Genomic DNA, 22,052 nt, shown 5'->3' with positions numbered 1-22,052 from the left:
GTCTTCATAAGAGATCGTCCTCGTCGACTTCGTCGTCACCTTGGTCTTCAACGAAGCCGTTGTAGGCACGCCAGTAGACCTGGTTGACTTGGTAGGTCTTCGAGTCGCGCGTCGCGTCCTCGATCTCTTCCTGGGTCATCTTAGGGAATGCAATCGCCACCGCGATCCGCGTCAGACCTGTTTCAACCTGCGCGAGATCGGAGGAGTCCTCAGGGGCCGTCGGTTTTTCCGCAGTGACGGCGTAGATCATCAGGATCGGGTGGCTGATCCAAGAGAGTGTCCACGCCTGCGATGACATTTGTCGCCCGTCCCTCGTGATGCGCGGCTGTGCCTCCATCGCTTCTCGCTCCGATTTGAGGAGCGAACCGATGAGGTCGCCAGCGGAGGATACGCGCCGACGGTCGACCCGGATGTGCCCGTCCAAGCGGCTACGCCCCATCTTGTTTCGGACGCTCATTTTGACTTCGAAGTCCTTGCCGAACTGATGAGGCTCTCCTTCGCCGCTATTCACCAGCACGACACTCCAGCAGTCGCTTCCGGGCGCAATTTTGAAGGCATCCGTGATTGATAGTGTCCCGTCGGCGCCCCGACCGAACCACTGGCTACGGCGGTCGCCCTGAAAGGCTCGGAAAAATTCCTGCACTGCGTCGAGGGGAACGTTCTGCCAGGAATCGAACTCCTTGTTAGTTTTCACCGATTCGGTAATGCCGAGCCGGGCGATCAGTTCTTCGACGGCTGCTTGATTGGTCTGGTCAACATCGGGGTCGCCGGTGAGGTCGTAGGACTCCGCGAGTTTGTCCTGCCAGACGGTCGGTCCAATCTCGACGAACTGGGTGTCGCGTCCCTTGTTAGCCGCGACAATATCGACACTGTCGGGATGGGTTAGCACCCGCAACCCGAAGTCCCTCGGCGTAAGCTCACGGGCCCTCATATCGATGAGCGTTTCTCGCAGTTCGTCGGTGACTTCGGCGGAATGTTCAAAATCCGCGCGGGTCCCCTCCGGCATCCAGATGCGCACGAGGTCATCGAAGTGGGGGCGGTAACCGAACCAGCGCCCCATCTGCATGAGCGTGTCCATGGTGCGGGGTTCCCGGACGAAATAACTCACCTGGAGGCCGTCAAGGGTGAGACCGCGCGAGAGGATGTCGCCGCCGACCACGATCTTCGGAACGAGGTCGTCGGCTTCCCGCTCGGCGACGGTCATGAGTTTCCGGCGCGTCGCGCGCTCCTTCGCGGTGTCCCCGTTGATGAGGTCTATCCTGAACTCCGGGGCGATTTCGACAAGTTTCTCCGCCACTTGATCCCACGCAACGTCAGTCACGTTGGCGAATCGCACATTCCACACGTCCTCGATCGTCTTGGCTCCGACGCTTCTGGCCGTGGCCTGCCGGGCAAACTCGCCGAGGATCAGGTCGACTGTCCGCCGGACAAACTCTTCTGCCAGTTTCGAAACCTCGCGCTCCACGCTCTTGAACCTAGAAACGTTGATGAGCATCGACGCGGCCTTGACCCTCTGGTCGCGGATGCGGCGCACGGCCGTCCCCAGAAGGAACTCGGTCATGGCGGTCTCCATCGACGCGGGGAGCGCGGTGACGGGGTGGTGATTCTTGTGCTTGATCGGAATGATTGCGAGACAGTCGTTGACCTCTGTATTTATCGCCGTGTGGCCGCCTTCAGGGAAGTACGTCCCGATTCCGCGGTACGTGGTCGGCGGGAACATGACCCGGATGTAGTCGCTCGGGAACAGGTCGTTGAGCACGGTCCCGGGCCCGTCGGCTACCGGCTCTCCATGCCTCGGCTTCTCGACGAACTCGAACGCTGCCCTGTCATCGATGAAGATGTTGGCAAATGGGGTGGCCGTAATTGCCAGGTACGAACTCCGTGTCGAGACGTCTAGGAGTGCGCGGATGGCCTTGTTGACGCTCGTCGGGTCTGCCTTGTCGCGCGTGTTCGGGCTTCCCCAGTCGGATTCGTCGTCCACGACGATGAGGGGGATGTCCAGCCGGCCGCCTGGCGCCTGGCTCTTGATATAGGTCCGAATGTTTTCCAGGAGTGAGGGGGTCTTCTTGGTGATGAATACCGTCGGGAGTCCGCCGTCAACCCAGGTGATGCTGGAACCGCGCTTTGACTTGGAGAAGTCGTGTCGAACCGTCGTCATCAAGTGGGCGCGGAGACCGGAAGTCTCACCGACGCCGACATACCGGATGGCGGCGTTGCTGATGCCGTCTTCCCACGTTTCGGAGTCAATCCCAAGCAGGTCGGTGTCGAATCTCGTCTGTGTCTGCTGCCGCAAGCTCTCGGTGTGTCCGCCGATGACGACGATAACGCGGTAGCCGTAGTCGAGCGCCTTGTTGAGGATGCCGAGGTAGGTCGCGGTCTTTCCGGACTGCACCTCACCCATAAGAAGGCCGCGTCGGGGCCATGTACCGTCGCCCTGCGTCGGATCGCCCAGCAGTTCGACTACGTCGTCGGTCTGCGAGTCGAGCGTGTTGATGACGTTCGCCTCCCAGTCGCGGCTGATAAGCAGTTTCTTGTAAGCGTTCCAACGCGGTGTCTCGACTTCATCCCGGCGCTGGGCTATCCAGGTTTTGAAGGTCTTCGGGTCGACGATTGAGTCACCTAGGGCCATCTCGACGGCGTTCTCCAAGGTCAACTCCTGGAGGACTTCGCCGATCTCGATCGCGCTGAGATCTTCGAACAGCAAGGAGGCGAACCCTGAAGCTTTCAACTCCAGTTCATCGAATGTCAGCGGACGGACCCTATTGAATAACTGCTCCTTGAGGTACCCCTTGAAATCGGTTTGACGGTTATTCAGCGACATCGGCGTCCTTCCAGACGAGATTGATGAGGGTGCTCAGGTCGTCGAGGCTGTTGAATGGCTCGACACCGGCGAGTTGCGTCACGGCAATATCGGGGTCCGTGCTGAACAGCTCTGATCGTCGGATGTCCCGAAGACTCGCGATGATGGCCTCACGCTCGGGCTTCTTGGTGACTGAGGGGACATTTGTGGCCACCTCGACATAGGCGTCCATGACCGGGAAGGTGCTCGCGATGGTCTGCAGCAGGCCGACTACCCGTTCGGCGTCGTCGGCCTGAAGTCGAGACAGGACGGACTCTACGAGCGGACTTTCGAGGTTCACCTCATAGCCGAAGCCGTCGCGTGTCTTCAGTTTCGTCCAGACGTGCTCGACCTCAGTGTTCGCTCGCCTCCCTCGAAAGGTATGGACTCTATGCCCCCGGTTGAGGATCGGCTCAATGAGTTGTCGGAGTCGCAACTTGAACGACTGTGGGGGCTCAGCCCGAGACTTCTTGATGTCGAGTTGCCAAAGTGCATCGAGCGACGTTGGGACGTCTACCTGAACGCGGGTCTGCTTCGACAACTCGTTCATTCGTGCCAGGCCATACCAATGCCCGTGCGAAATGAGTCGGCGGTTTCGATAGACGTAGAACCCCTGGGCTTCCCGCATGCCGTCACCGAAGTCTGATCGCAGCTTTTCCTTTGCGCTAAGACCCGACGGATGTGGCATGGTAAAGGCTTCAACACGCACCGCGGAGCTTCCGATTTGAATAGTCTCGGGGTTGGTTCGTTGGGTCTTCGGGTTGTCCGATAGAAACGGGTCGATTGGCCTGAGAGCGATTCCATTGACCATAATGCTGAGCCGTTTACGTCTGTCGGATAGGAACCGATGGAAGACGAGGGCGAGATGGGAGCGGACGCCACTCAGGCGCTCCGCTAGAAAGACTCCAGGTTCACTCGTGTCACCGAGTAATAGGTCCAGTTCGTTCCACACCACAAGAGTTCCGGCTGGCTGCGCGTCGAAGTCCTCCCAGAGCGGGAGATCAGCAAGGTCTCTTTCATCCAGCACAATGAGGAGCCACTGACCCGAATCGCGAACGAAGTCGATGTCCCATCGTAATGCCGTAACCATGCCGGCACATTTCGTAACGACCGTAAGGCACCGTGCCTGCGACAGCGAAGCGGTCTTGAGCCCGAGGCCGAAACGCCCGAGATCCGTTTCTTCGCGATCACCGGGCGAGCCGGCTAGCCTTAGTGCTTCGCGGGCCACCTCCGCGGTCATGCCACGACCGTCGTCGAGGACTGCCAGAAAGTTACCATGAACGACGTCGGCGTCGACGACGATGTGACGCGCTTCTGCGGTGATGCAGTTGTCGATGAGATCAGCTACAGCGGCCTCAGTCGAGTAGCCAACTGAACGCATGGATTCGAGCAGGTTTACGCTCGGCGTTATTAGCTCTGACTCCATTTCGCCCCCCCTGGCTGTTCGGCCGCCTCATATACGAGATGACACCGACGTTTCGACTAGGCCGCGGTCATCGGTCCCATCGAAAGAACTTTTGCAACCTCGATATTCGGCTCGATTGATGGATACGGAATCCCAGCGAAAGACTTGAAGAGTGCGGTGAAGATTGCTTCAGCACCCTTTACCGGAACTGCCATACCAATCTGCTTGCGCACACTGTCTTTGAGACCCTCGAAGACGAAGTCGTCAGGGAAGGATTGGAGACGCGCCTTCTCGCGGTTGGTCAAGGCACGGTTGAGTGTCCAGTGGTACACGTACGATCCGCCGCCACCGGCACCCGTCACCGTGTACGAAGGCTTGTCCGGCTCCAACCGTTTGTAGGTCGTACTAATTGTCGTGCGCGTGTTGATGTGGAGCCGCTCAGGCATCACTTGGAGAGCTCGAGGGGAGAACGCATTCTCGCCCGGCTCCAAGTAACTAAGACGCTCGGCAACCTGCTTGGATTGACGCGCGAACTCATGGTTGGGGGCATCCAACGCAATCGGCGGGATAGTAAGGGCAGACTTCGCGGTAACGTCGACGCCGTTGTAAATCTCAGGCGAGGGTACTCGGAACTCCACATCAAGATCTTCGCGAATTCCAACGATGACGATGCGTTGCCGCCGTTGCGGAACTCCGTACTCATCGAATGAATATAGATGGGGGACGATACGGTAGCGCGGACCGTCGTCGGGTGCCTGAAGATGTTCAAGAATCTGCTTGAAGGCGTTACCCTCGTTCGCGCCACGGAGTCCAGACACATTCTCTGCAACGAACCACTTGGGTTGCTTTGATGCGAGGACCCGCACTCCATACGTGTACAGCGGGCCGTACTCGCCGCTCAGGCCTTTCCATTCGCCGACCAGACTGTAGTCGTTGCAAGGGAATCCAAAGGCAAACCCGTCGACCTCACCGAGCCCGTCAATATCGAGCTGGTGAACATTCTGGTGGACGACGCCCCCGCCTGCCACTGGGAGGTCTGCCGAAGACTCAACGACTTTGGCGTCGTCGCCATACTCCGGCACGAGGACGTTTCGCCGGTAGGTCTTACAGGTATCCAAATCGTAGTCGTTAGCCCACGCGTGCTGGAGCTCAATGCCTGGGACGGCTTGGGCAGCGAGTCGGGCACCGAGTGCCATGCCACCAGGGCCACTGAACAACTCGCCCATGCGGTAGGTCTGGCCGGTCATAGAGTGGTTCCTTGGGGTCGATTAGTCATTTGGATCTGACACAGCCTATCAATCGCAGTCGATTCCGGGCTGTCGGGCGCGCCATAGGCGCACCGCATAAAACCCCCAGTGAGCGTTGGGGCCGGCACTGCCTGTCTCGCCCAATGTAGTGGGGCCGACCAAGATTCCAACGCCTGCAGGGCGTCAGAGGATCAAAGATCGGTCCGGGGTCCAGGCTAGGACATCGAGGTTGCGTCGGACGCCGGCCAACAGTGAGTCGGCGAGCTGGCAAAGAACCCCGGGCCGACATGGGGTCACGATGTCGCCTTGTAAGGCCCCTCCGCTCCGATGGCAACAGGTCAGCTTCGACCGCGTGCATCCGCTCCCCGTCGCCGGATCGGATCTCAACCACATCATTCCGCTGGGAATTCCCCGACTTTTGTCTTCGATTCTGGACTCGTAGGCGTGGCAGCTACGGCAAAGGCCGACCATGTTCGCCGGCAATCCCCCGTTACCTTTTTCGTAGCCCGTTCCTGATGCAAGGTATGGGTGTGTTGGCCGGTCGGTTCCGGCATGGTTTTTGCCCCAGTCATCCATGATCTGGCGGTGTTGCGACGGGAACCGGCTTAGCGGCGGGTTGACCGCTAACGGGGGCAAGACGTTGGGTCCTCAGTAACGTGGATGCGACTTCCTGACGCCCTGACCAGCAGACACGTCAGTCTCGGCACGAGCTACCGGGGGCAACCATGTCTTGGAGTAAGAGAGTATCGCGTTTCCCTTGGCCTGGACGTCGGCAAGACTCGCCATCAAACGGTAGTGCTGAACCGGGCCGGGAAGAAGCTCTACGACAAGGCCCTCCCGCAGGAGGAAACCATGATCAGGGACGTCCTCTCCAAGCTCGCCGGCCATGGGAAGGTCCTGGTTGTCGTGGATCAACCTGCGACCATCGGTGCCCTGCCCGTCTCAGTGGCTCAGGCGGGGCAACCGTGGGTTACCTGTCGTGGCTGGCGATGCGCAGGATCACGTACCTCGACTTCCGCCTAACCCCCCTAGGCCGAAACCCGCCGCTCCTCAGCATCCGCCCGGTTCAGCTCCACGTACTCGCGCTTCGGCAGCCCCACAGACTCCGGAACGCCGGGAAGCTCCTCGCCGCGCAGCGTGGCCTGGGCGGTTTCCCGCATGCAGAGGATGCTGATCAGGCCGATGACGCCGGCAATCGCCATGTACCAGCCGGGGACCAGCTGGTTGCCGGTGGTTTCGATCAGCTGGTTAGCGATGGTCTGCGACGGACCGGCGAAGAACGCGGTGGAGAAGTTGTAGGCGATAGCGAAGCCCGTATAACGGACCGCGGTCGGGAACAGTGCCGGAAGCGTGGAGGACACCGAAGACACCAGGATCACCAGCAGGAAGCCCAGCACACCCAGGCCGATGAACTGCAGCACCAGGTTCTCCATGCCCAGCAGCGCAATCGCCGGCACGGACAACACCGTGTACCCGACAGCGGCCGCGAGCAGCAGCGGCTTGCGGCCAATCCGGTCCGACAACGCACCCACCGGCGGAATCGCCACCAGCATCAACGCCATCACCGCCACCAGCATCCAGTTGCCCTGCGCGGTACTGTGCCCCAGCTGCCCGCTCAGGTAGGTCGGCATGTAGCCGAGGATCAGGTAGAACGCCACATTCAGCAGCACCACAAACCCGGCCACAATCAGCAGCTGCCGCCAGTTGTTCCGCAGCACGGTCCGCAGCGGCGACTTGGTGGTTTCCTCGTGCTCCGACGCCTCAGTGTAGACAGCAGCCTCGGTCAGCCGGGTCCGGATCCAGAGGGCGGTCAGGCCCAGCGGGATGGTCAGCAGGAACGGCAGCCGCCACCAGCCGGCCTCCATGCCCGAGTCCCCCACAAGCGCGATCAGCGTGGTGCAGACAATCGCGGCCATGATGAAGCCCACCGTGGTGCCGAACTCCAGGAAGGAGCCGAAGAACCCGCGGCGCTTATCCGGCGCAGACTCCGCCATGTACACTGCAGCCCCGCCGTACTCACCGCCGGCGGAGAAACCCTGCACCAGGCGGCAGATCAGCAGCAGCACCGGAGCCAGCAGGCCCACGGTCTCCAGCGTCGGCAGCAGCCCGATCGCGCCGGTGGCCAGCGTCATCATGGTCACGGTGAGCACCATGACCTTCTGCCGGCCCACCTTGTCCCCCAGCGGGCCGAGGATCAGCCCGCCCAGCGGCCGGACCAGGAAGGACAGCGCCAGGGTGGCGAGTGTCAGCGTGACCCCCAGGCCGCCGTCGCCCTCCGTGGAACCGAAGAAGTTCACCGCCATATAAATGGTCAGGTAGCCGTAGACGCCGTAGTCGAACCACTCGACGGCGTTGCCAAGCGCCGCGCCCAGGATGGACCGATGGAGCGAACGTTTACCTTCAGCGGTGCTGGGCTCGGAGCCCGGCACCGCCTGCGGTTCCGGGTGCCTGCCTTGCGTGGGCTGTGAACTGGTGGTCATGGGTTTGTCCTTTAGTGAGTGGTTTGGCTAGCAAGGGTGGTGCCAAGTTCGGGAATCCGGCCGGTGTGCCGCTCCCCATCACGCTCAAAATCAGTCCCGCAACAGCAGCCCGGGCAGCCGGGCTTACCGGGGTACGGCCAGGTACTTGGTCTCAAGGAACTCCTCGATCCCCACGCGCCCGCCTTCACGGCCCAGGCCGGAGGCCTTGATCCCGCCGAACGGTGCCGCCGGATTGGAGACGATCCCGGTGTTGAGCCCCACCATGCCGACCTCCAGCGCATCGCCCATCCGGAACCCGCGGTCCACGTCCTGCGTGAACAGGTAGCCGACCAGCCCCCACGGGGTGTCGTTGGCCAGCCGGGTGACTTCCTCCTCGGTGTCGAACGGGACCACGGGCGCCACCGGCCCGAAAATTTCCTCGCTCATCAGGTCCGAGTCGGGGCTGACTCCGGAGAGGACCGTCGGGGTGTAGAAGTAGCCGGGCCCCTCCGGCCGCGACCCGCCGCAGACCACTTCGGCGCCCTTGGCGACGGCGTCGTCCACCAGTTCCTGCACCTTGGTGAGTGCCTTCTCCTCCACCAGGGGCCCGACGTCGGTGCCCGGCTCCGCGCCGTTGCCCACCGATAGTGCGCTCAGGCGGGCGGCGAGCCGGCGGGCGAACTCATCCGCCACTGGCCGCTGCACAAACATCCGGTTGGCCGCGGTGCAGGCCTCGCCCATGTTGCGCATCTTCGCGGCCACGGCACCGTCCACCGCGCGGTCCAGATCTGCGTCCTCGAACACGATGAAAGGCGCGTTCCCGCCCAGCTCCATCGAGGAGCGCATCACATGCTGCGCTGCCTGCTCCAGCAGCCGGACCCCAACGCCGGTGGACCCGGTGAAACTGACCTTCCGGGCGATCCCGCTGGACATCCACGGCGACACCACCGCGGAGGCCTTTGACGTGGGCACCACGTTCAGCACCCCGGCGGGCAGCCCGGCCTCGACCAGGATGTCCACCAGCGCCAGCGAGGACAGCGGAGTCAGGTTGGCAGGTTTGAACACCATGGTGCAGCCGGCAGCGATGGCCGGGCCGATCTTGCGGGTGCCCATGGCCAGCGGGAAGTTCCACGGCGTGACCAGCACACACGGTCCCACGGGTTCCTTCGAGACCAGGATCCGGTTCTTGCCGTCGCCGGTGGTGGTGAGGTCCCCGCCGATGCGCACAGCTTCCTCGGAGAACCAGCGGAAGAACTCGGCCGCGTACGCCACTTCCCCCTTGGCTTCGGCGAGCGGCTTGCCCATTTCGGTGGTCATGATCAGCGCCAGCTCGTCCTGCCGGGCCATGATCAGGTCATAGGCGCGGCGCAGGATCTCGCTGCGCTCCCGGGGAGCGGTGGCAGCCCATTCCTTCTGCACCCGGCCGGCAGTTTCGATCGCACGCTGGGCGTCCTCCGGACCGCCGTCGGCCACCGTGGCGATGACCTCCTCAGTAGCGGGATTCACGACGTCGAACCGGGCACCGGAGGCGGCGTCGGCCCACTGCCCGTCGATGAACAGGCCGGTGGAAACCTTGGCGATCGCGTCGAGGGCCTGCTGCGAGGTGCGGGTGTTGGTTTGGGTTGTCATGCGGTTTCTCTTTCTCTGTCTGTGGAAGTTCTGTCTGTGGCTGGCCCCGGATCGAGGAGCTGGGCCAGATGGGTTGCGGGCCGAGCGGCGTCGAGCTGGTTGACCTGCATGGCGCAGGAGAAGCCGTCGGTGAGGATTACGGTGTCCGCGCCGGTGTCCCGCATCGCCGGGGCGAGGGCCTGCTCGGCCACCTGCATGCTCACGTCGAAGTGCTCCTTTTCGAAGCCGAAGTTCCCGGCAACGCCGCAGCAGCCGGTCGCGTCCACCACGGTGGGAACCCCGACGGCGGCCAGCGCGGTTTTCTGCCTTCCGGCACCAAAAACGGAGTATTCGTGGCAGTGCGTCTGCAGCACCACCTGTTCCGGGAGGGGCTGCGCGGGCGACGGCGTCCAGCCAGCCGCGGACAGCTCTCCCACGTGCGCTGCGAAGCTGCGGACCCGGGCGGCGACCCGGCGGGCCTGGTCGGTGGGGACCAGCTCCGGCAGGTCCTTCCGGAGCGCGGCGGCACAGCTGGGCTCGACGACGACGATGGGCCGGTCGGTGCCGTCATCCAGCACCTGCGCGGCGTTGGCCAGGAGCTTCTTGGCTGTGTCGAGCTGGCCGGTGGAGATCCAGGTCAGGCCGCAGCAGGCGTCCGCGGAGCATTCCGTCCGTTCCCCCGCGCCGGCCAGCACACGGGCCGCGGCACCGGCGACCTCGGGGCGGAAACCGCGGGTGAAGGTGTCCACGAAGAGGACGATGCCGTCGCCAAGGTTCGGGGTCGTCTGGCCGGGTGCTGCACCGGCATCTGCCGGCCGACCAGCCCGTCCGCCAGCCCGGCTCCGGGCTCGTCCACCGGCCCGCCGGGGCATCTCCACCCCGGCAGCCGCGACCCCAGCCCGCCACTCCCCCGCTCCGGCGAACCGGGGCAGGGAGCGTTCGGTGGTGAGTCCGCCCAGCTTCGCGGCGAGCTTGCCCAGCGGCGTCGCGAGTACGGCGTTGACCAGCGGTGCCACCCGGCCCGTGAGTTTCAGCCAGCGCGGCAGCCAGCCGAGCGAGAAGTGCGAGAGCGGACGGAGCCGGCCACGGTAATAGTGGTCAAAGAACTCCGACTTGTACGTCGCCATGTCCACACCGGTGGGACAGTCACTGGAGCAGGCCTTGCAGGACAGGCAAAGGTCCAGGGCCTCGCGGACCTCCTCGGATTTCCAGCCCTCCTGCACAGTGCGGGCGCCGCGGACCATGTCCTGCAGCACGCGAGCCCGGCCCCGGGTGGAATCCTTCTCATCCCGGGTGGCCCGGTAACTGGGGCACATCACGCCGCCGGCATCGGTGCGGCAGCGGCCCACGCCGATACAGCTCTGCACCGCATGGACAAACGGATCAATATTGTTTCCCCCGCCGCTTGCGGCAGCACCACTGGCCCCGGCAGCAGGATCATCAGTCTCCACACTCGACCCACCCCCGGAATGCAGCGGGCGCAGGTCGAAGCTGGTGCGCCATTCCCGTGCGGGCACCCCGCCCAGCGCCAGGTGCGCGTCGATCGGATCCGGATCGGTCAGCGATCCGGGATTCAGGATCCCGGCCGGGTCCCACAGCCGGCGGTAGGCAGCGAAGGCCGTAAGCAGGCGCGGCGAGTACATCAGCGGCAGCAGTGCGGACCGGGCCCGCCCGTCGCCGTGTTCTCCGGAGAGCGAGCCGCCGTGCTGCACGACCAGCCGGGCGGCGTCGGCGGAGAACGCCCGGAACACGTCCCGTCCGGCCGCGGTGCGCAGATCGTAGGTGATCCGGATGTGCATACAGCCGGCCCCGAAGTGCCCGTACATCACGCCCTGCAGCCCGTACTGATCCAGCAGGTTTCGGAAGTCGGCCAGGTAATCGGCAAGTTTTTCCGGTGCGACGGCGGAATCCTCCCACCCGGGCCAGGACTCACCGCCGGTGGACAGCCGGGAGGACAGCCCGGCGCCGTCTTCCCGGACACGCCAGAGCGAGGCCCGCTCCACGGCGTCGGGCACCGGCCGGCCCTCGATCAGCCGGCCGTTTTCCTGCAGCCTGGCCAGCAGCCGGTCCGCCGCGGCCTGCACGGAGGCGGGATCGTCGCCGTCGAGGTCCACATACAGCCAGGCCTTGCCCGCGGGCAGGCCGGTCACCGAACCGGCACCGCGGCGGAAGCGCATCGTGTCCACAATGGCTTCGTCGATCCCCTCCACCGCCGCCGGGGAAAATTCCAGGATGGTTTCAATGTCCCGGGCGGCCTCCACCACGTCCGCGTAGCCGAGGCAGACCAGCAGTGCGCTGGCCGGTTTGGGCACCAGCTTCATCCGCGCGCCGACAATCACCGCGCAGGTCCCCTCGGAACCCACCAGCGCCCGGGCCACGTTGAAGCCGTGTTCCGGCAGCAGGTTGGCCAGGTGATAACCGGATACCTGGCGCTGGATCCGGCCGAGTTCCACCCGGAAGTCCGCCAGGTTGGCGTGCGCCAGTTCCCGCAGTCCCGCGGCCAGCGCCGCAGCACGCCGTTCAGAAAAACTGTCCGCCGGGTCGGTCGCCTGCAGTCCAGCGGCAGTGGCGGTGAGCCGGGCGCCGTCGGCCGTAACGACGTCGATCTCCGCCACATGGTCCGAGGTGCGGCCGTAGCGCACGGAGTGGTTGCCGCAGGCGTCGTTGCCCAGCGCTCCGCCCACGGTGGCGCGGTTCTTCGACGACGGATCGGGCGCGAACGTGAAGCGGTTGCCGGTGGCCTGCTCCACCTCGAGGGATAGGACCGCCAGCACCACGCCGGGGTCCACGGCGACGGTGCCCGCGGCCTCGTCGATGGCGTGGATGCGGTTCAGGTGCCGGGAAAAGTCCAGGACAACCCCGGGCCCGATGGCGTTGCCGGCCATGGAGGTGCCGCCGCCCCGGGGAACCAGCGGCGTGCCAGTCTCCCGGCACACGGCCAGGACCGCGACGACGTCGTCCACCGACCGCGGGAACACCACGGCCAGCGGCGGGACCCGGTAGTTGGACGCGTCGTAGGAGTACTCGGCCAGCCGCCGAGGTGACGAATCGACCGGGACGCCTGCCGAGGCCAGCGCCGCCAGCAGCCCCCCGCTGTCTGGTCCGCCAGCCGGAGCTGCGGACGGGGCTGCGATGCCGGTTTTTGTCATCGGCGCTCCGTGGTTGCTGCCGTGGTTGCGGCCGTGGTTGCAGTCGTGGCAGCGGCCGGAACAGCACCAACCACGGCTGCGACAGCGGCTTCGAAGCGTTCCAAGCCCAGGCCGATTTCCTCGGCGGTGACCACCAGCGCCGGGATCAGCCGGACCACGTTGCCGGCCGGGCCGCAGGTCAGCGTCAGCAGGCCCTGGTCCGTGGTGGCCTGCTGCACCGCGGCGGCGGTCGCGGCGTCCGGGGCGCCGTCGTCGGCGGTGAACTCGATCCCCTGCATCAGCCCGCGCCCGCGGACGTCACCGATGACCGGGAAACGTTCCTGAATCTCCCGCAGCCCGGCCTGCAGCTGTTCGCCGCGGACCCGCGAGTTTTCCACCAGGCCTTCCTCCTGCACCACTTCCAGGGTGGCGACGCCGGCGGCAGCGGACACGGCGTTGCCGCCGTAGGTTCCGCCCTGCGAACCGGGCCAGGCCTTGGACATGGTCTCGGTGGACGCGGCGATGGCGGAAATCGGGAAGCCGGAGGCGATGCCCTTGGCCGTGATGAGAATGTCGGGCGTGGCACTGGAGTACTGGTGGCCCCAGAACTTTCCGGTGCGGCCCACCCCGGCCTGGACCTCGTCGAAGATCAGCTGGATGCCGAATTTGTCCGCCCGCTCCCGCAGTCCCTCCATAAACGCGGGCGGGGTGGGCAGGTAGCCGCCATCGCCGAGCGCGGGCTCGATGAGGAACGCCGCGGTGTCCTTCGGATCGGTGCGGGTCTGCATCAGGTAGTCGAGTTCCTGCAGCGCAAATTCCACGGCCACGTCTTCTTCCCAGCCGTAGCGGTAGGCGTAGGGGAAGGCGGACATGTGGACGCCGGCCATCAGCGGGGCGAAGCCGGCGGAGAACTTGGTGCCCGCCGTCGTCAGGGAGGCGGCAGCAACGGTGCGGCCGTGGAACCCGCCCTGGAAGACCACGATGTTGGGCCGGCCGGTGGCCATGCGGGCCAGCCGGACCGCGGCTTCCACGGCTTCGGAGCCTGAGTTGGCGTAGAAGACGGAGTCCAGGCCGGCGGGGAGGACCTCGCCGAGTTTCTCGGTCAGCTCGAGCAGCGGTTTGTGCATCACGGTGGTGTACTGCGCGTGGATGATCTTGCCGACCTGCTCGCGGGCGGCGGCCACCACCTTCGGGTGGCAGTGCCCGGTGCTGGTGACGCCGATTCCCGTGGTGAAGTCCAGGTAGGCCTTGCCATCGGTCCCATGGATCCAGCTGCCAAGGGCATGGTCCACGATCACCGGGGTTGCTTGCTTGAGGGCGGGGCTGAGGGAAGTCATGCCGTTATGATGCAGGTCACATCTGTCTATTGTCAACAATCCTGCAATAGGGATACGGTTGTGGCGTGAGTAACACTGTGAGCAGACCGCGGGTGGTTCTACTTTCCGCCCAGGGCGTGGCCCTTCCCTTCAATCTGGACGCCCTCGAGGCCTTGGCGGACGTGACCGTGACCGACGCCGGGGGCCTTCCCCGGGCCGTTGCTGGCGCCGACATCCTGTTCCTCTGGGACTTCTTCTCCTCCGCGCTCCGCGACGCCTGGCCACACGCCGACGCGCTGAAGTGGGTGCATGTGGCCGCGGCCGGGGTGGACGCCATGCTGTTCGAGGAGCTGCGGTCCTCCGATGTAGTGGTCACCAACGCGCACGGCACGTTCGACCAGCCGATCGCCGAGTTCGTGCTGGCCTCAATCCTGGCGCACAACAAGCAGCTGCACCTGAGCAAGCGGCTGCAGCAGGACTCGGTCTGGAAGCACCGCGAGCTGACCCGCACCGCAGGATCGCGGGCGCTGGTGGTCGGCACCGGCGGAATCGGCCGTGCCACGGCCCGGCTCCTGCGGGCCGTGGGCCTGGAGGTGCGCGGTGTGGGACGGACCCCGCGGGAGCAGGATCCGGACTTCGGCACGGTCGTGGCCAGCTCGGATCTCGCCGAGCACGCGGGCTGGGCAGACCACGTGGTCCTGGCCGCCCCGCTCACCGAACAGACCCGCGATCTGGTGGACGACGTCGTCCTGGCCGCCATGCAGCCCAGCGCGCACCTTATTAACGTCGGCCGCGGTGCCCTGGTGGACGAAGACGCACTGCTCCAGGCGCTGCGCCGGGGGCAGATCGCCGCCGCGTCGCTGGACGTGTTCCGCGAAGAGCCGCTGCCGGTGTCCCATCCCTTCTGGGGCCTTGAGAACGTCCACCTGTCCGCTCACATGTGCGGCGACGTCGTCGGCTGGCGCGACGCGCTCGCCCGGCAGTTCCAGGACAACCTGGAACGCTGGACAGCCGGCGGGGACTTGGCCAATGTGGTGGACAAGCAGCGCGGCTACGTGAGCAGCAGATAAGCGCATACTCAGTTTTCTAAGTCTCTAAGGTCCGACTCAGCTCCAGCCTCGCCACCGTCGTCGAGGTCAAACCAACAACTATGTGGAGGTGCCCGCTTGCTGTTCAGCCAAGAGGAATACGATGCCCGGCTCGCCGGGGTCCGCGCGCGGATGGCGCGGCAGGGGCTTTCCGCCCTGCTGGTGACCGACCCGGCCAATCTCTACTACCTCACCGGATACAACGCCTGGTCCTTCTACACACCGCAGGTGCTCTTCGTGCCCGCGGACGGGCCCATGCTGCTGTTCACCCGCGAAATGGACGCCGGCGGCGCGACCCGCACCAGCTGGCTGCCGCCGGAGAACATTGTGGGCTACCCGGAGCGGTATGTGCACCGCCCGCACCTGCACCCCTTTGACTGGGTAGCCTTCGCCCTCCGCGAGCGCCACCTGATCGCCCCGGCGGCCGCGGGCTGCGTGGGCCTGGAAATGGACTCGCACTTCTTCTCCCCCAAGGCCTACCGTTCCCTGGTCAACGCCGTGCCGGAATGGACGCTGGTGGACTGCTTCGAACTGGTGAACTGGGTCCGCGCGGTCAAGTCCCCTGCCGAGCTTGAGCTGATACGCAAGGCCGCCCGGATCTGCAACGGTGCCATGGAAGCGGCCGTCGAGAGCATCGCCGTCGGCGTCCGCCAGTGCGACGCCGCTGCCGCCATCAGCTCGGCACAGATTGCCGGGGTGGACGGCACCGGCGGGGACTACCCCGCGATCGTGCCGATGCTGCCCACCGGCGAGGCGGCGGACACCCCGCACCTGACCTGGAGCGAGGAGAGGTTCGAGGCCGGACAGGCCGTGGTGGTGGAACTCGCCGGTGCCTACCACCGCTATCACGCGCCGCTGGCCCGCACCGTGGTGCTGGGGCCGCCGTCGGACCGGCTCGCAAAACTGGCCGACGCCGTCGCCGACGGACTGGACGCCGTCCTCACCGAAGTCCAGCCCGGCGTCCCTGTGCACGAGCTCGCCCGGACCTGGAACCGGACGCTGGCCAAATACGGCCTGGAAAAGCCGTCCCGGATCGGCTATTCGATCGGCATCGGCTACCCGCCGGACTGGGGCGAACGCACCATCTCGCTCCGCTCCGAGGACGAGACCGTCCTGGCGGAAAACATGACCTTCCATCTGATCGGCGGTATGTGGATGGATAACTACGGCTACGAACTCTCCGAATCAATCCGCGTCAGCTCCGACGGCGTGGAACCCCTCACCAGCTTCCCGCGGGAACTGCTCCAGAAAGGCAGCTAGCCCATGACCCTGAACTCCTTTGCCGCTTCCTCCACCACCAGCGCCCGGGCCGGCGACGCCCGGGCCACCAGCGCCCGGCCCGCCCTGCCGCTGGCGGACCGCGCCGCGGGACTGGTCGGTTCCGTGATCGATTCCAGCACCTCGCTGCTGGCCTCGCAGACCCATGACATTGTCCGCTTCGCCATGGGCTCACCCGCGGATGAGGCGGTGCCGCTGGAGGAATTCCGCGACATCAACGCGCAGGTCCTGGACCACAGCTCCCTGACCTACGGCGCCACCGAGGGCGAACCGGTACTGCTCAACGCCCTGGTGGATTACCTGGCCGGCACCTCGGATCCTGTGGACCCCGAACGGATCACCATCACCGCCGGCGGCATGCAGGGCCTGGACCTGGCCTGCAAGATCTTCATCAACCCCGGCGACCTCGTGATCGTGGAAAGCCCCACCTACACCAACGGCAGCGCCACCGCCCTGAGCTACGGCGCCGAGCTGCTGGAAGTTCCCGTGGACCAGGACGGCCTGATCGTGGAGGCACTGCCGGAGCTCGTGGCCGCCGCCGGCCGCACTCCCAAAGCCATCTACACCATTCCCAACTTCCAGAACCCTTCCGGCGTGACCCTGTCCCTGCCGCGCCGGCAGCGGCTGCTCGAGCTCGCGCACGAGTGGAACGCCGTCATCATCGACGACGATCCGTACGGGCTGCTGCGTTTCCAGGGCGAGGATCTGCCGTCGCTGCAGGCGCTGAGCCCCGGCGACCCGCTGCTCTTCTCCGTCCGCACCTTCTCCAAGATCCTGGCCCCGGGCCTGCGCGTGGGCTGGGTGGATACCGATCCCGCGGTCCGCCAGCTGGTCATCAACGCCAAGCAGGCCATGGACACCTGCACCAACGTCCCAGCCCAGCACGTGGTGGCCGAGTTCATCCGCCGCGGCGGCCTGGACAACCACCTCGCCGGGCTGCGCGTGGAGTACAAGCGCCGCAAGGACGCCATGCAGGAGAACCTGCACCGCCACCTCGGCAACCGGATCACCACTACCGATCCGGAGGGCGGCTTCTTTCTCTGGCTCACCCTGCAGGGCGAGGACGCCCAGATCTCCACGCAGAAACTGTTCGAGACTGCTCTTGCCGAGGGCGTCGCTTTCATCCCCGGGCCGGCGCTGTCGGCGAGCGGAAAGTTCGACGACGCCCTGCGGCTCTGCTTCGCCTCCACCACTCCGGAGCGGGCGGAGGAAGGCATTATCCGGCTCCGCCGGGCGATGGACCGGGAGCTGGCGTCGCTGGGTGAGGCTGGGCTGGGCGGCGGCGGAATGCGCGACGGCGGAGCGCCGTGACTGCCCAGCCTGATCTGTCGGGGCAGTCACCGTCACCGCTCGCGGGGCAGTCACCGGTAGAGGGGCAGTCACGGATGACAGCCAGCCAAGAGGTGGAGGACAGGGTCCTCGAGGAGAAGGTCCTGGGCCTGATCCGCGAGGCGGACCTCATCGAGCTGACCTCCGCACTGGTCGCCGCGGGCGGGGAGAATCCCGGCGGGACCGAGGAAGCCACCGTCGAGGTCCTGGCGAACTTCTGCCGCGGCGCCGGTCTGGAGGTCTCCACGGACCTGGTGGCTCCGGGCCGGCCGAATTTCACCGCCGTCCTGCCCGGGCAGAAGCACCCCGATGGAACCCAAAAGAGCGGAACCCAGCCGGGCCTGCTCTTCCTGGGGCACTCCGACGTCGTGCCCGCCGGCTCCGGCTGGGACCGTCCGCCGTTCGAGCCCTTTGTCCGGGACGGGCGGCTTTTTGGCCGGGGTTCCACGGATATGAAGGGCGGACTGGCTGCGGTGCTGATCGCGTTTCAGGCGCTGAAGGTCGCCGGCGTCGAGCTGCCGGGCACCGCCGCCCTGGCCTGCACGGTGGATGAGGAGGATCTGGGCATCGGGATCCGTGCCTACACCGCCGCGGTCAAGGCTGCTGCGATGGCAGCTTCCCCGGATTCCCCGCTCACCTCGGCTACCCCAGCCTTTCCGTATTCCGCCTGCGTGGTTGCCGAGCCCACCGATCTGGAGACGGTTATCGCCTGCCGCGGGGACAGTTACCTCGAGCTGAAAGTCACCGGGAAGTCGGCGCACTCCGGCCGGCCGGCGGACGGCCGCAACGCCATCGACGCTGCGGCGAAGGTCCTGGATCTGGTCCGTGCGGACCACGCCCGTCTGCAGGCCGATGCCGATCCGCTGCTGGGTTCCGGCACCTGGAACATCGGGCTTATCCGCGGCGGTACCGGCATTTCCATGGTGGCCTCGGAGTGCACGGTGTCGCTGGACCGGCGGCTGATGCCAGATGAGGACCCCCAGCGAATCCTCGAGACTCTGCTGACCCGGATCCGTGAAGCCGGCATCGATGCCGACGGGATCTCGGTGGAGGCCGCCGTGACCATGGACATGCCCGGGTTCCGGACACCGGCGTCGGACCCTCTGGTAGCGAACGCCGTGACCGCGCTGGCCGACGTCGGCGTGGCCAGTGCCGTGAGTGGCTGGACTGCGGCCTGCGATGGCGGGTTCATCAACCGGGAGTTCGGTATCCCGGTGATCGTGATGGGCCCGGGCGGGCTCAACGATCAGGCACACCAGGTCAACGAGTCGGTCAGTATCGCCGAGCTGCTCGCGGCGTCGCGGGCTTATGCGCTGATGTGTCTGCGGCACGTGGCCCCGACACATCCCGCCGAACCCGGCTGGCTGAGCACTGCAGGCTGAACCCGGCCCGGATTCGGCTGCTAGCTTGAAGTCCATGATTCATCTCGAAGACGCACCAGGGCTGTCGGTACCGTCGGTCGATGTGCGGACGTCATACCTGGTGGGCGAGCAAGCCGACATGATCCACCGCCGCTCGGACACCTCCTGGCTGTCAGCAGCCAGTCAGGACTTCGACGGTTTTGTTGCCGACCGCGTCGGGATCAAAGACCGGTGGGGTGTCCCCTCCGAGGTGTTCTGGTTTACCTCCGGAGCTTTCTACCTCGGCTCACTGGTCCTGCGCCATCAGCTGACGGAGGACGAAGGCGGCGGGCATATCGGTTACCACGTCGTCTACCCCTGGCAGCGGCAGGGGCATGCCACTGCAATGCTGCGGCAAGGGCTGGCCAAGGCCAAAGCCCAGGGAATCGATCGGGTGCTGCTCACTGTCGAGCCCGGTAATGCCGCCTCGATCCTTGTGGTTGAGCGCAGCGGGGGCATCGCCGACGGCATCAACCAGGAGGGAGAAATCCGCTTCTGGATCGACGTCTCCGGCTGACGGCCGGGGCCGGACCAACCAGTGTCTATGCCGTCGCGGCTTCCGGAGTTCCGCCGCTGGTGAGCCGGTCCAGGGCGTCGTCCATGTGGGTGATCAGGAGCCGGCCGACGAGGTCCGGATCCCCCGCCGCCAGTGCTTCGGCAATGGCCTGGTGCTCCCCCACCCGGGCGTGCGGATCCGGATACCGGCGTTCCAGCGCGGTGAGGCACATCCGGGTCTCGGTGAGCAGGGTGTTGTGCATGCGTGTGAGGCGGGGACTTGCCGCGGCAGCGACCAGTGTGGAGTGGTACTCCATGTCGGCTTCGGACATCGCGTCCAGGTCGCCCCTGTCCGCAGCCTGCTTCATGGACTGCACTGTCTGCAGCAGCCGGGCCGCAACGTCTTTGCCGCCACGCTGAAGGATGAGTTCGGAGGCAGCCCGCTCGACGGCGGTGCGCGCCACGTACATGTCCCGCACCTCCGCGTCGGTCATGGTGATGACGAACAGCCCGCGGTTCCGGATGCTGATCAGCAGGCCCTCCTGGGTAAGGCGCTGCATGGCCTCCCGCAACGGGCCGCGGCTCACACCCAGCTCCTTGGCCAGTTCCGTTTCGACCAGCTGGCTACCCGGGGCGATCTGGCCCCGGCCGATGGCGGTGCGCAGTTTCCCGGCGATGATCGACGGCGTTGACTCGCGCTCCAGGGGATCAAATATCGCCATCGGGAACCACATTCCGCTCGGGGCACCGGGCGCTGAGTCCGGGCCGTTGTTGGTGTCCGCTGGGTGCGGAGAACTTGTCTACAATCCTACAGCGACGCTGGCGGAGTTGAGTGAAATATGGCGCTAAATGCCGTGGTGAGGGCTAAAGGAACATCGGTCGGGGTGGCCGGGGCCGGGATTGCAGCCGTCAGAACAACACAAGGCCCCTGCCAGTTCGGGGGCTGGGCAGCCAGGCCGGGACAGCGGCGGATGCGGTCAAAACCCTCCGTTCTGGGTGAAATCGACCGTTATGGGATTTCCCTGCCACTGCGCAGGGGAGGGAAATCCCAAAATGGCAGTGATATCCCAAACCGGAGGAAATCGGGGCTACCAAACGGGAGGGAAGCCCCAATCCGGAGCAAAACGGGTTACCAAACGGAGGGAAATCCCAAACCGGAGGAAAACGGGGCTACTAAACAGGAGGGAAGCCCCCAATTCGGAGGGAAATCCCAAACCGGAGGAGAACGGCGCTACAGAATGCAGGGACGTCCCAAACCGGAGGAAAACGGTGCCATCCAACGGCTGGGATTCCCGCAACGGCGGAAATAGTCAGGACACGGCAGCTGCCACCCGTTTCAGTCCGGCCCTCCTCTCAGACGCTCACGACTCGCCACACCTTCAGGGAGAAAAGGCACTGCGTACGACTAGTGTCCGCGCGCCCGCCGGAAGCCAGCAGCCTGGACGGTGAGCAGCGTGAAGGCGCCCATGACTCCAAGCAGCAGCGGAATGGGGCCCAAGCTGGACAGGTTCAGCGCAAAAGGTCCTCTGGGACGGCCGCTCCCCTGGTCACTGGACGCTTCATAGAGGTAGGAGGCATAACGCCGCGGCTCGAGGCTGCCGGTCAACCAGACGAGGCCGGCCACCAGCAGAACTGCTACCAATACCCATGCAGCACAGAGATAAGGGTTGAACCATCGCCGGACTGTTGATCGTGTGTGCAGCTGGTACTCCTCGTTGGAGCCAGGCGTTGAATTCCCCATGGCGGTGAGCCTACTTGACCCCGCGTTCAGCCAGCCGCCGGCAGCCCGTTCGACCCGGCACCCCGCGAGCCCGAAATCAGGCCGCCCGGCGGCCTGGAAGGACCGTGCCGGCAGCCCGATCGACCCGGCACCCCGGCGGCGGGATGGATCCTCACACCGGAGAAGAGTCGAGCAGTGCAGCCAGCGGAACCTCCATCACCTCGCCGTTCAGCACACGGGGATACCGCTGGCCGGTAAGTTCCGAGAGGGTGAGCCTGATCAGGGTGCCGTGCGCCACGGCGATGATCCGCTGGCCGGGATACTGTGCGGCCAGCCCGCGCAGAGCGGCGAGACCGCGATCTGCCACCGCTTGCTCCGGTTCGCCGATACCAAGTGCAGATGTGAGCTGTGGTTCGGTCAGCCCGTTCAGGTGCAGCCCTTCGGCCGGTCCGTAGTCCCGCTCGATCAGCTCCGGGATGGTGCCGGCCGGCTGCAGTCCGGCCGCGTCGGCAATGAGGTGAGCCGTCTGCACGGCACGCAGCAGCGGCGAAGAAACCACCACGTGCCACGGCTCAGCGGCCAACAGCCGTCCGGCCTTGCATGCCTGGGCGCGGCCCACACCGTTCAACGGGTTATCGGTTCGGCCCTGCAGCCGGCGCTCCTGGTTCCAGTCCGTTTCGCCGTGCCGCACCAGGACCAGCCGTTCCGGCGGCGTTACGGCATCACTCACGGCGTCGTCT

The 22,052-nt window shown here is 65.6% G+C and carries 15 protein-coding genes and 1 pseudogene; 6 read left to right on the top strand and 10 right to left on the bottom strand.

The genetic code is table 11. From position 1 onward, the window contains the following. Nucleotides 1–4 precede the first annotated feature (4 nt). Genes ArtHe_RS01160 through dcm form a run of 3 tightly spaced genes read right to left on the bottom strand, consistent with a single transcriptional unit; the run spans nt 5 to nt 5,491 of the window. Complete coding sequence (locus ArtHe_RS01160; RefSeq protein ID WP_248318377.1) at nt 5–2,821, bottom strand: Z1 domain-containing protein; 2,817 nt, start codon at nt 2,819–2,821, stop codon at nt 5–7. Next, nucleotides 2,808–4,265: an ATP-binding protein gene (locus ArtHe_RS01155; protein ID WP_248318376.1), complete on the bottom strand. Its 1,458-nt coding sequence runs from the start codon at nt 4,263–4,265 to the stop codon at nt 2,808–2,810. The genes ArtHe_RS01160 and ArtHe_RS01155 overlap by 14 nt, the downstream gene beginning before the upstream one ends. Nucleotides 4,266–4,321: 56 nt before the next feature. Continuing rightward, nucleotides 4,322–5,491: a DNA (cytosine-5-)-methyltransferase gene (dcm, locus tag ArtHe_RS01150; protein ID WP_248318375.1), complete on the bottom strand. Its 1,170-nt coding sequence runs from the start codon at nt 5,489–5,491 to the stop codon at nt 4,322–4,324. A 762-nt stretch (nt 5,492–6,253) separates the two neighbouring features. Between dcm and ArtHe_RS01145 the strand changes: the two are divergent. Beyond that, nucleotides 6,254–6,492, top strand: a pseudogene (locus ArtHe_RS01145) (transposase); the annotation flags it as partial. 27 nt (nt 6,493–6,519) lie between these two features. Here the strand turns inward: ArtHe_RS01145 and ArtHe_RS01140 are convergent. From ArtHe_RS01140 to ArtHe_RS01125, 4 genes are all read right to left on the bottom strand, one after another. Beyond that, nucleotides 6,520–7,971 (bottom strand): MFS transporter, encoded by a 1,452-nt coding sequence (locus tag ArtHe_RS01140; RefSeq protein WP_248318374.1) that lies wholly within the window; start codon nt 7,969–7,971, stop codon nt 6,520–6,522. 123 nt (nt 7,972–8,094) lie between these two features. Next, nucleotides 8,095–9,579, bottom strand: coding sequence for an NAD-dependent succinate-semialdehyde dehydrogenase (locus tag ArtHe_RS01135; RefSeq protein ID WP_248318373.1), 1,485 nt, complete (start codon nt 9,577–9,579; stop codon nt 8,095–8,097). After that, on the bottom strand, nt 9,576–12,707 hold the full coding sequence (locus ArtHe_RS01130; protein ID WP_248318372.1) for an FAD-binding and (Fe-S)-binding domain-containing protein: 3,132 nt from the start codon (nt 12,705–12,707) through the stop codon (nt 9,576–9,578). Before ArtHe_RS01130 ends, ArtHe_RS01135 begins: the two co-directional genes overlap by 4 nt. Further along, nucleotides 12,704–14,023, bottom strand: coding sequence for an aminotransferase class III-fold pyridoxal phosphate-dependent enzyme (locus tag ArtHe_RS01125; RefSeq protein ID WP_248318371.1), 1,320 nt, complete (start codon nt 14,021–14,023; stop codon nt 12,704–12,706). Before ArtHe_RS01125 ends, ArtHe_RS01130 begins: the two co-directional genes overlap by 4 nt. 92 nt (nt 14,024–14,115) lie before the next feature. On the opposite strand from ArtHe_RS01125, the gene ArtHe_RS01120 reads away from it, so the two are divergent. The 5 genes from ArtHe_RS01120 (at nt 14,116) to ArtHe_RS01100 (ending at nt 19,614) form a co-directional block, all read left to right on the top strand. Beyond that, nucleotides 14,116–15,072 carry a D-2-hydroxyacid dehydrogenase gene (locus ArtHe_RS01120; RefSeq protein ID WP_248318370.1) on the top strand — a complete coding sequence of 319 codons (957 nt, stop codon included), beginning with the start codon at nt 14,116–14,118 and terminating at the stop codon, nt 15,070–15,072. A gap of 96 nt (nt 15,073–15,168) precedes the next feature. Continuing rightward, nucleotides 15,169–16,350, top strand: coding sequence for a M24 family metallopeptidase (locus ArtHe_RS01115; RefSeq protein WP_248318369.1), 1,182 nt, complete (start codon nt 15,169–15,171; stop codon nt 16,348–16,350). Nucleotides 16,351–16,353: 3 nt separating this feature from the next. Then, nucleotides 16,354–17,679, top strand: coding sequence for a PLP-dependent aminotransferase family protein (locus tag ArtHe_RS01110; protein ID WP_248318368.1), 1,326 nt, complete (start codon nt 16,354–16,356; stop codon nt 17,677–17,679). 74 nt (nt 17,680–17,753) lie between these two features. After that, complete coding sequence (locus ArtHe_RS01105; RefSeq protein WP_248318367.1) at nt 17,754–19,079, top strand: M20 family metallopeptidase; 1,326 nt, start codon at nt 17,754–17,756, stop codon at nt 19,077–19,079. Between the two features lie 34 nt (nt 19,080–19,113). Next, nucleotides 19,114–19,614 carry a GNAT family N-acetyltransferase gene (locus tag ArtHe_RS01100; protein ID WP_248318366.1) on the top strand — a complete coding sequence of 167 codons (501 nt, stop codon included), beginning with the start codon at nt 19,114–19,116 and terminating at the stop codon, nt 19,612–19,614. Between the two features lie 25 nt (nt 19,615–19,639). Here the strand turns inward: ArtHe_RS01100 and ArtHe_RS01095 are convergent, their stop codons facing one another. The 3 genes from ArtHe_RS01095 to ArtHe_RS01085 form a co-directional block, all read right to left on the bottom strand. Beyond that, a complete protein-coding gene (locus ArtHe_RS01095) occupies nt 19,640–20,314 on the bottom strand; it encodes a GntR family transcriptional regulator (protein WP_248318365.1) in 675 nt (224 codons plus the stop codon). A gap of 683 nt (nt 20,315–20,997) precedes the next feature. Beyond that, nucleotides 20,998–21,234 (bottom strand): hypothetical protein, encoded by a 237-nt coding sequence (locus ArtHe_RS01090; RefSeq protein ID WP_248318364.1) that lies wholly within the window; start codon nt 21,232–21,234, stop codon nt 20,998–21,000. A 250-nt stretch (nt 21,235–21,484) separates the two neighbouring features. Continuing rightward, nucleotides 21,485–22,042, bottom strand: a complete 558-nt coding sequence (locus ArtHe_RS01085; protein WP_248318363.1) for a histidine phosphatase family protein — start codon at nt 22,040–22,042, stop codon at nt 21,485–21,487. Nucleotides 22,043–22,052: the final 10 nt, after the last annotated feature.

It is taken from the genome of Arthrobacter sp. Helios (assembly GCF_023167125.1).
Taxonomy (GTDB): domain Bacteria; phylum Actinomycetota; class Actinomycetes; order Actinomycetales; family Micrococcaceae; genus Arthrobacter_B; species Arthrobacter_B luteolus.
This window is presented reverse-complemented; position numbering and strand designations above follow the sequence as displayed.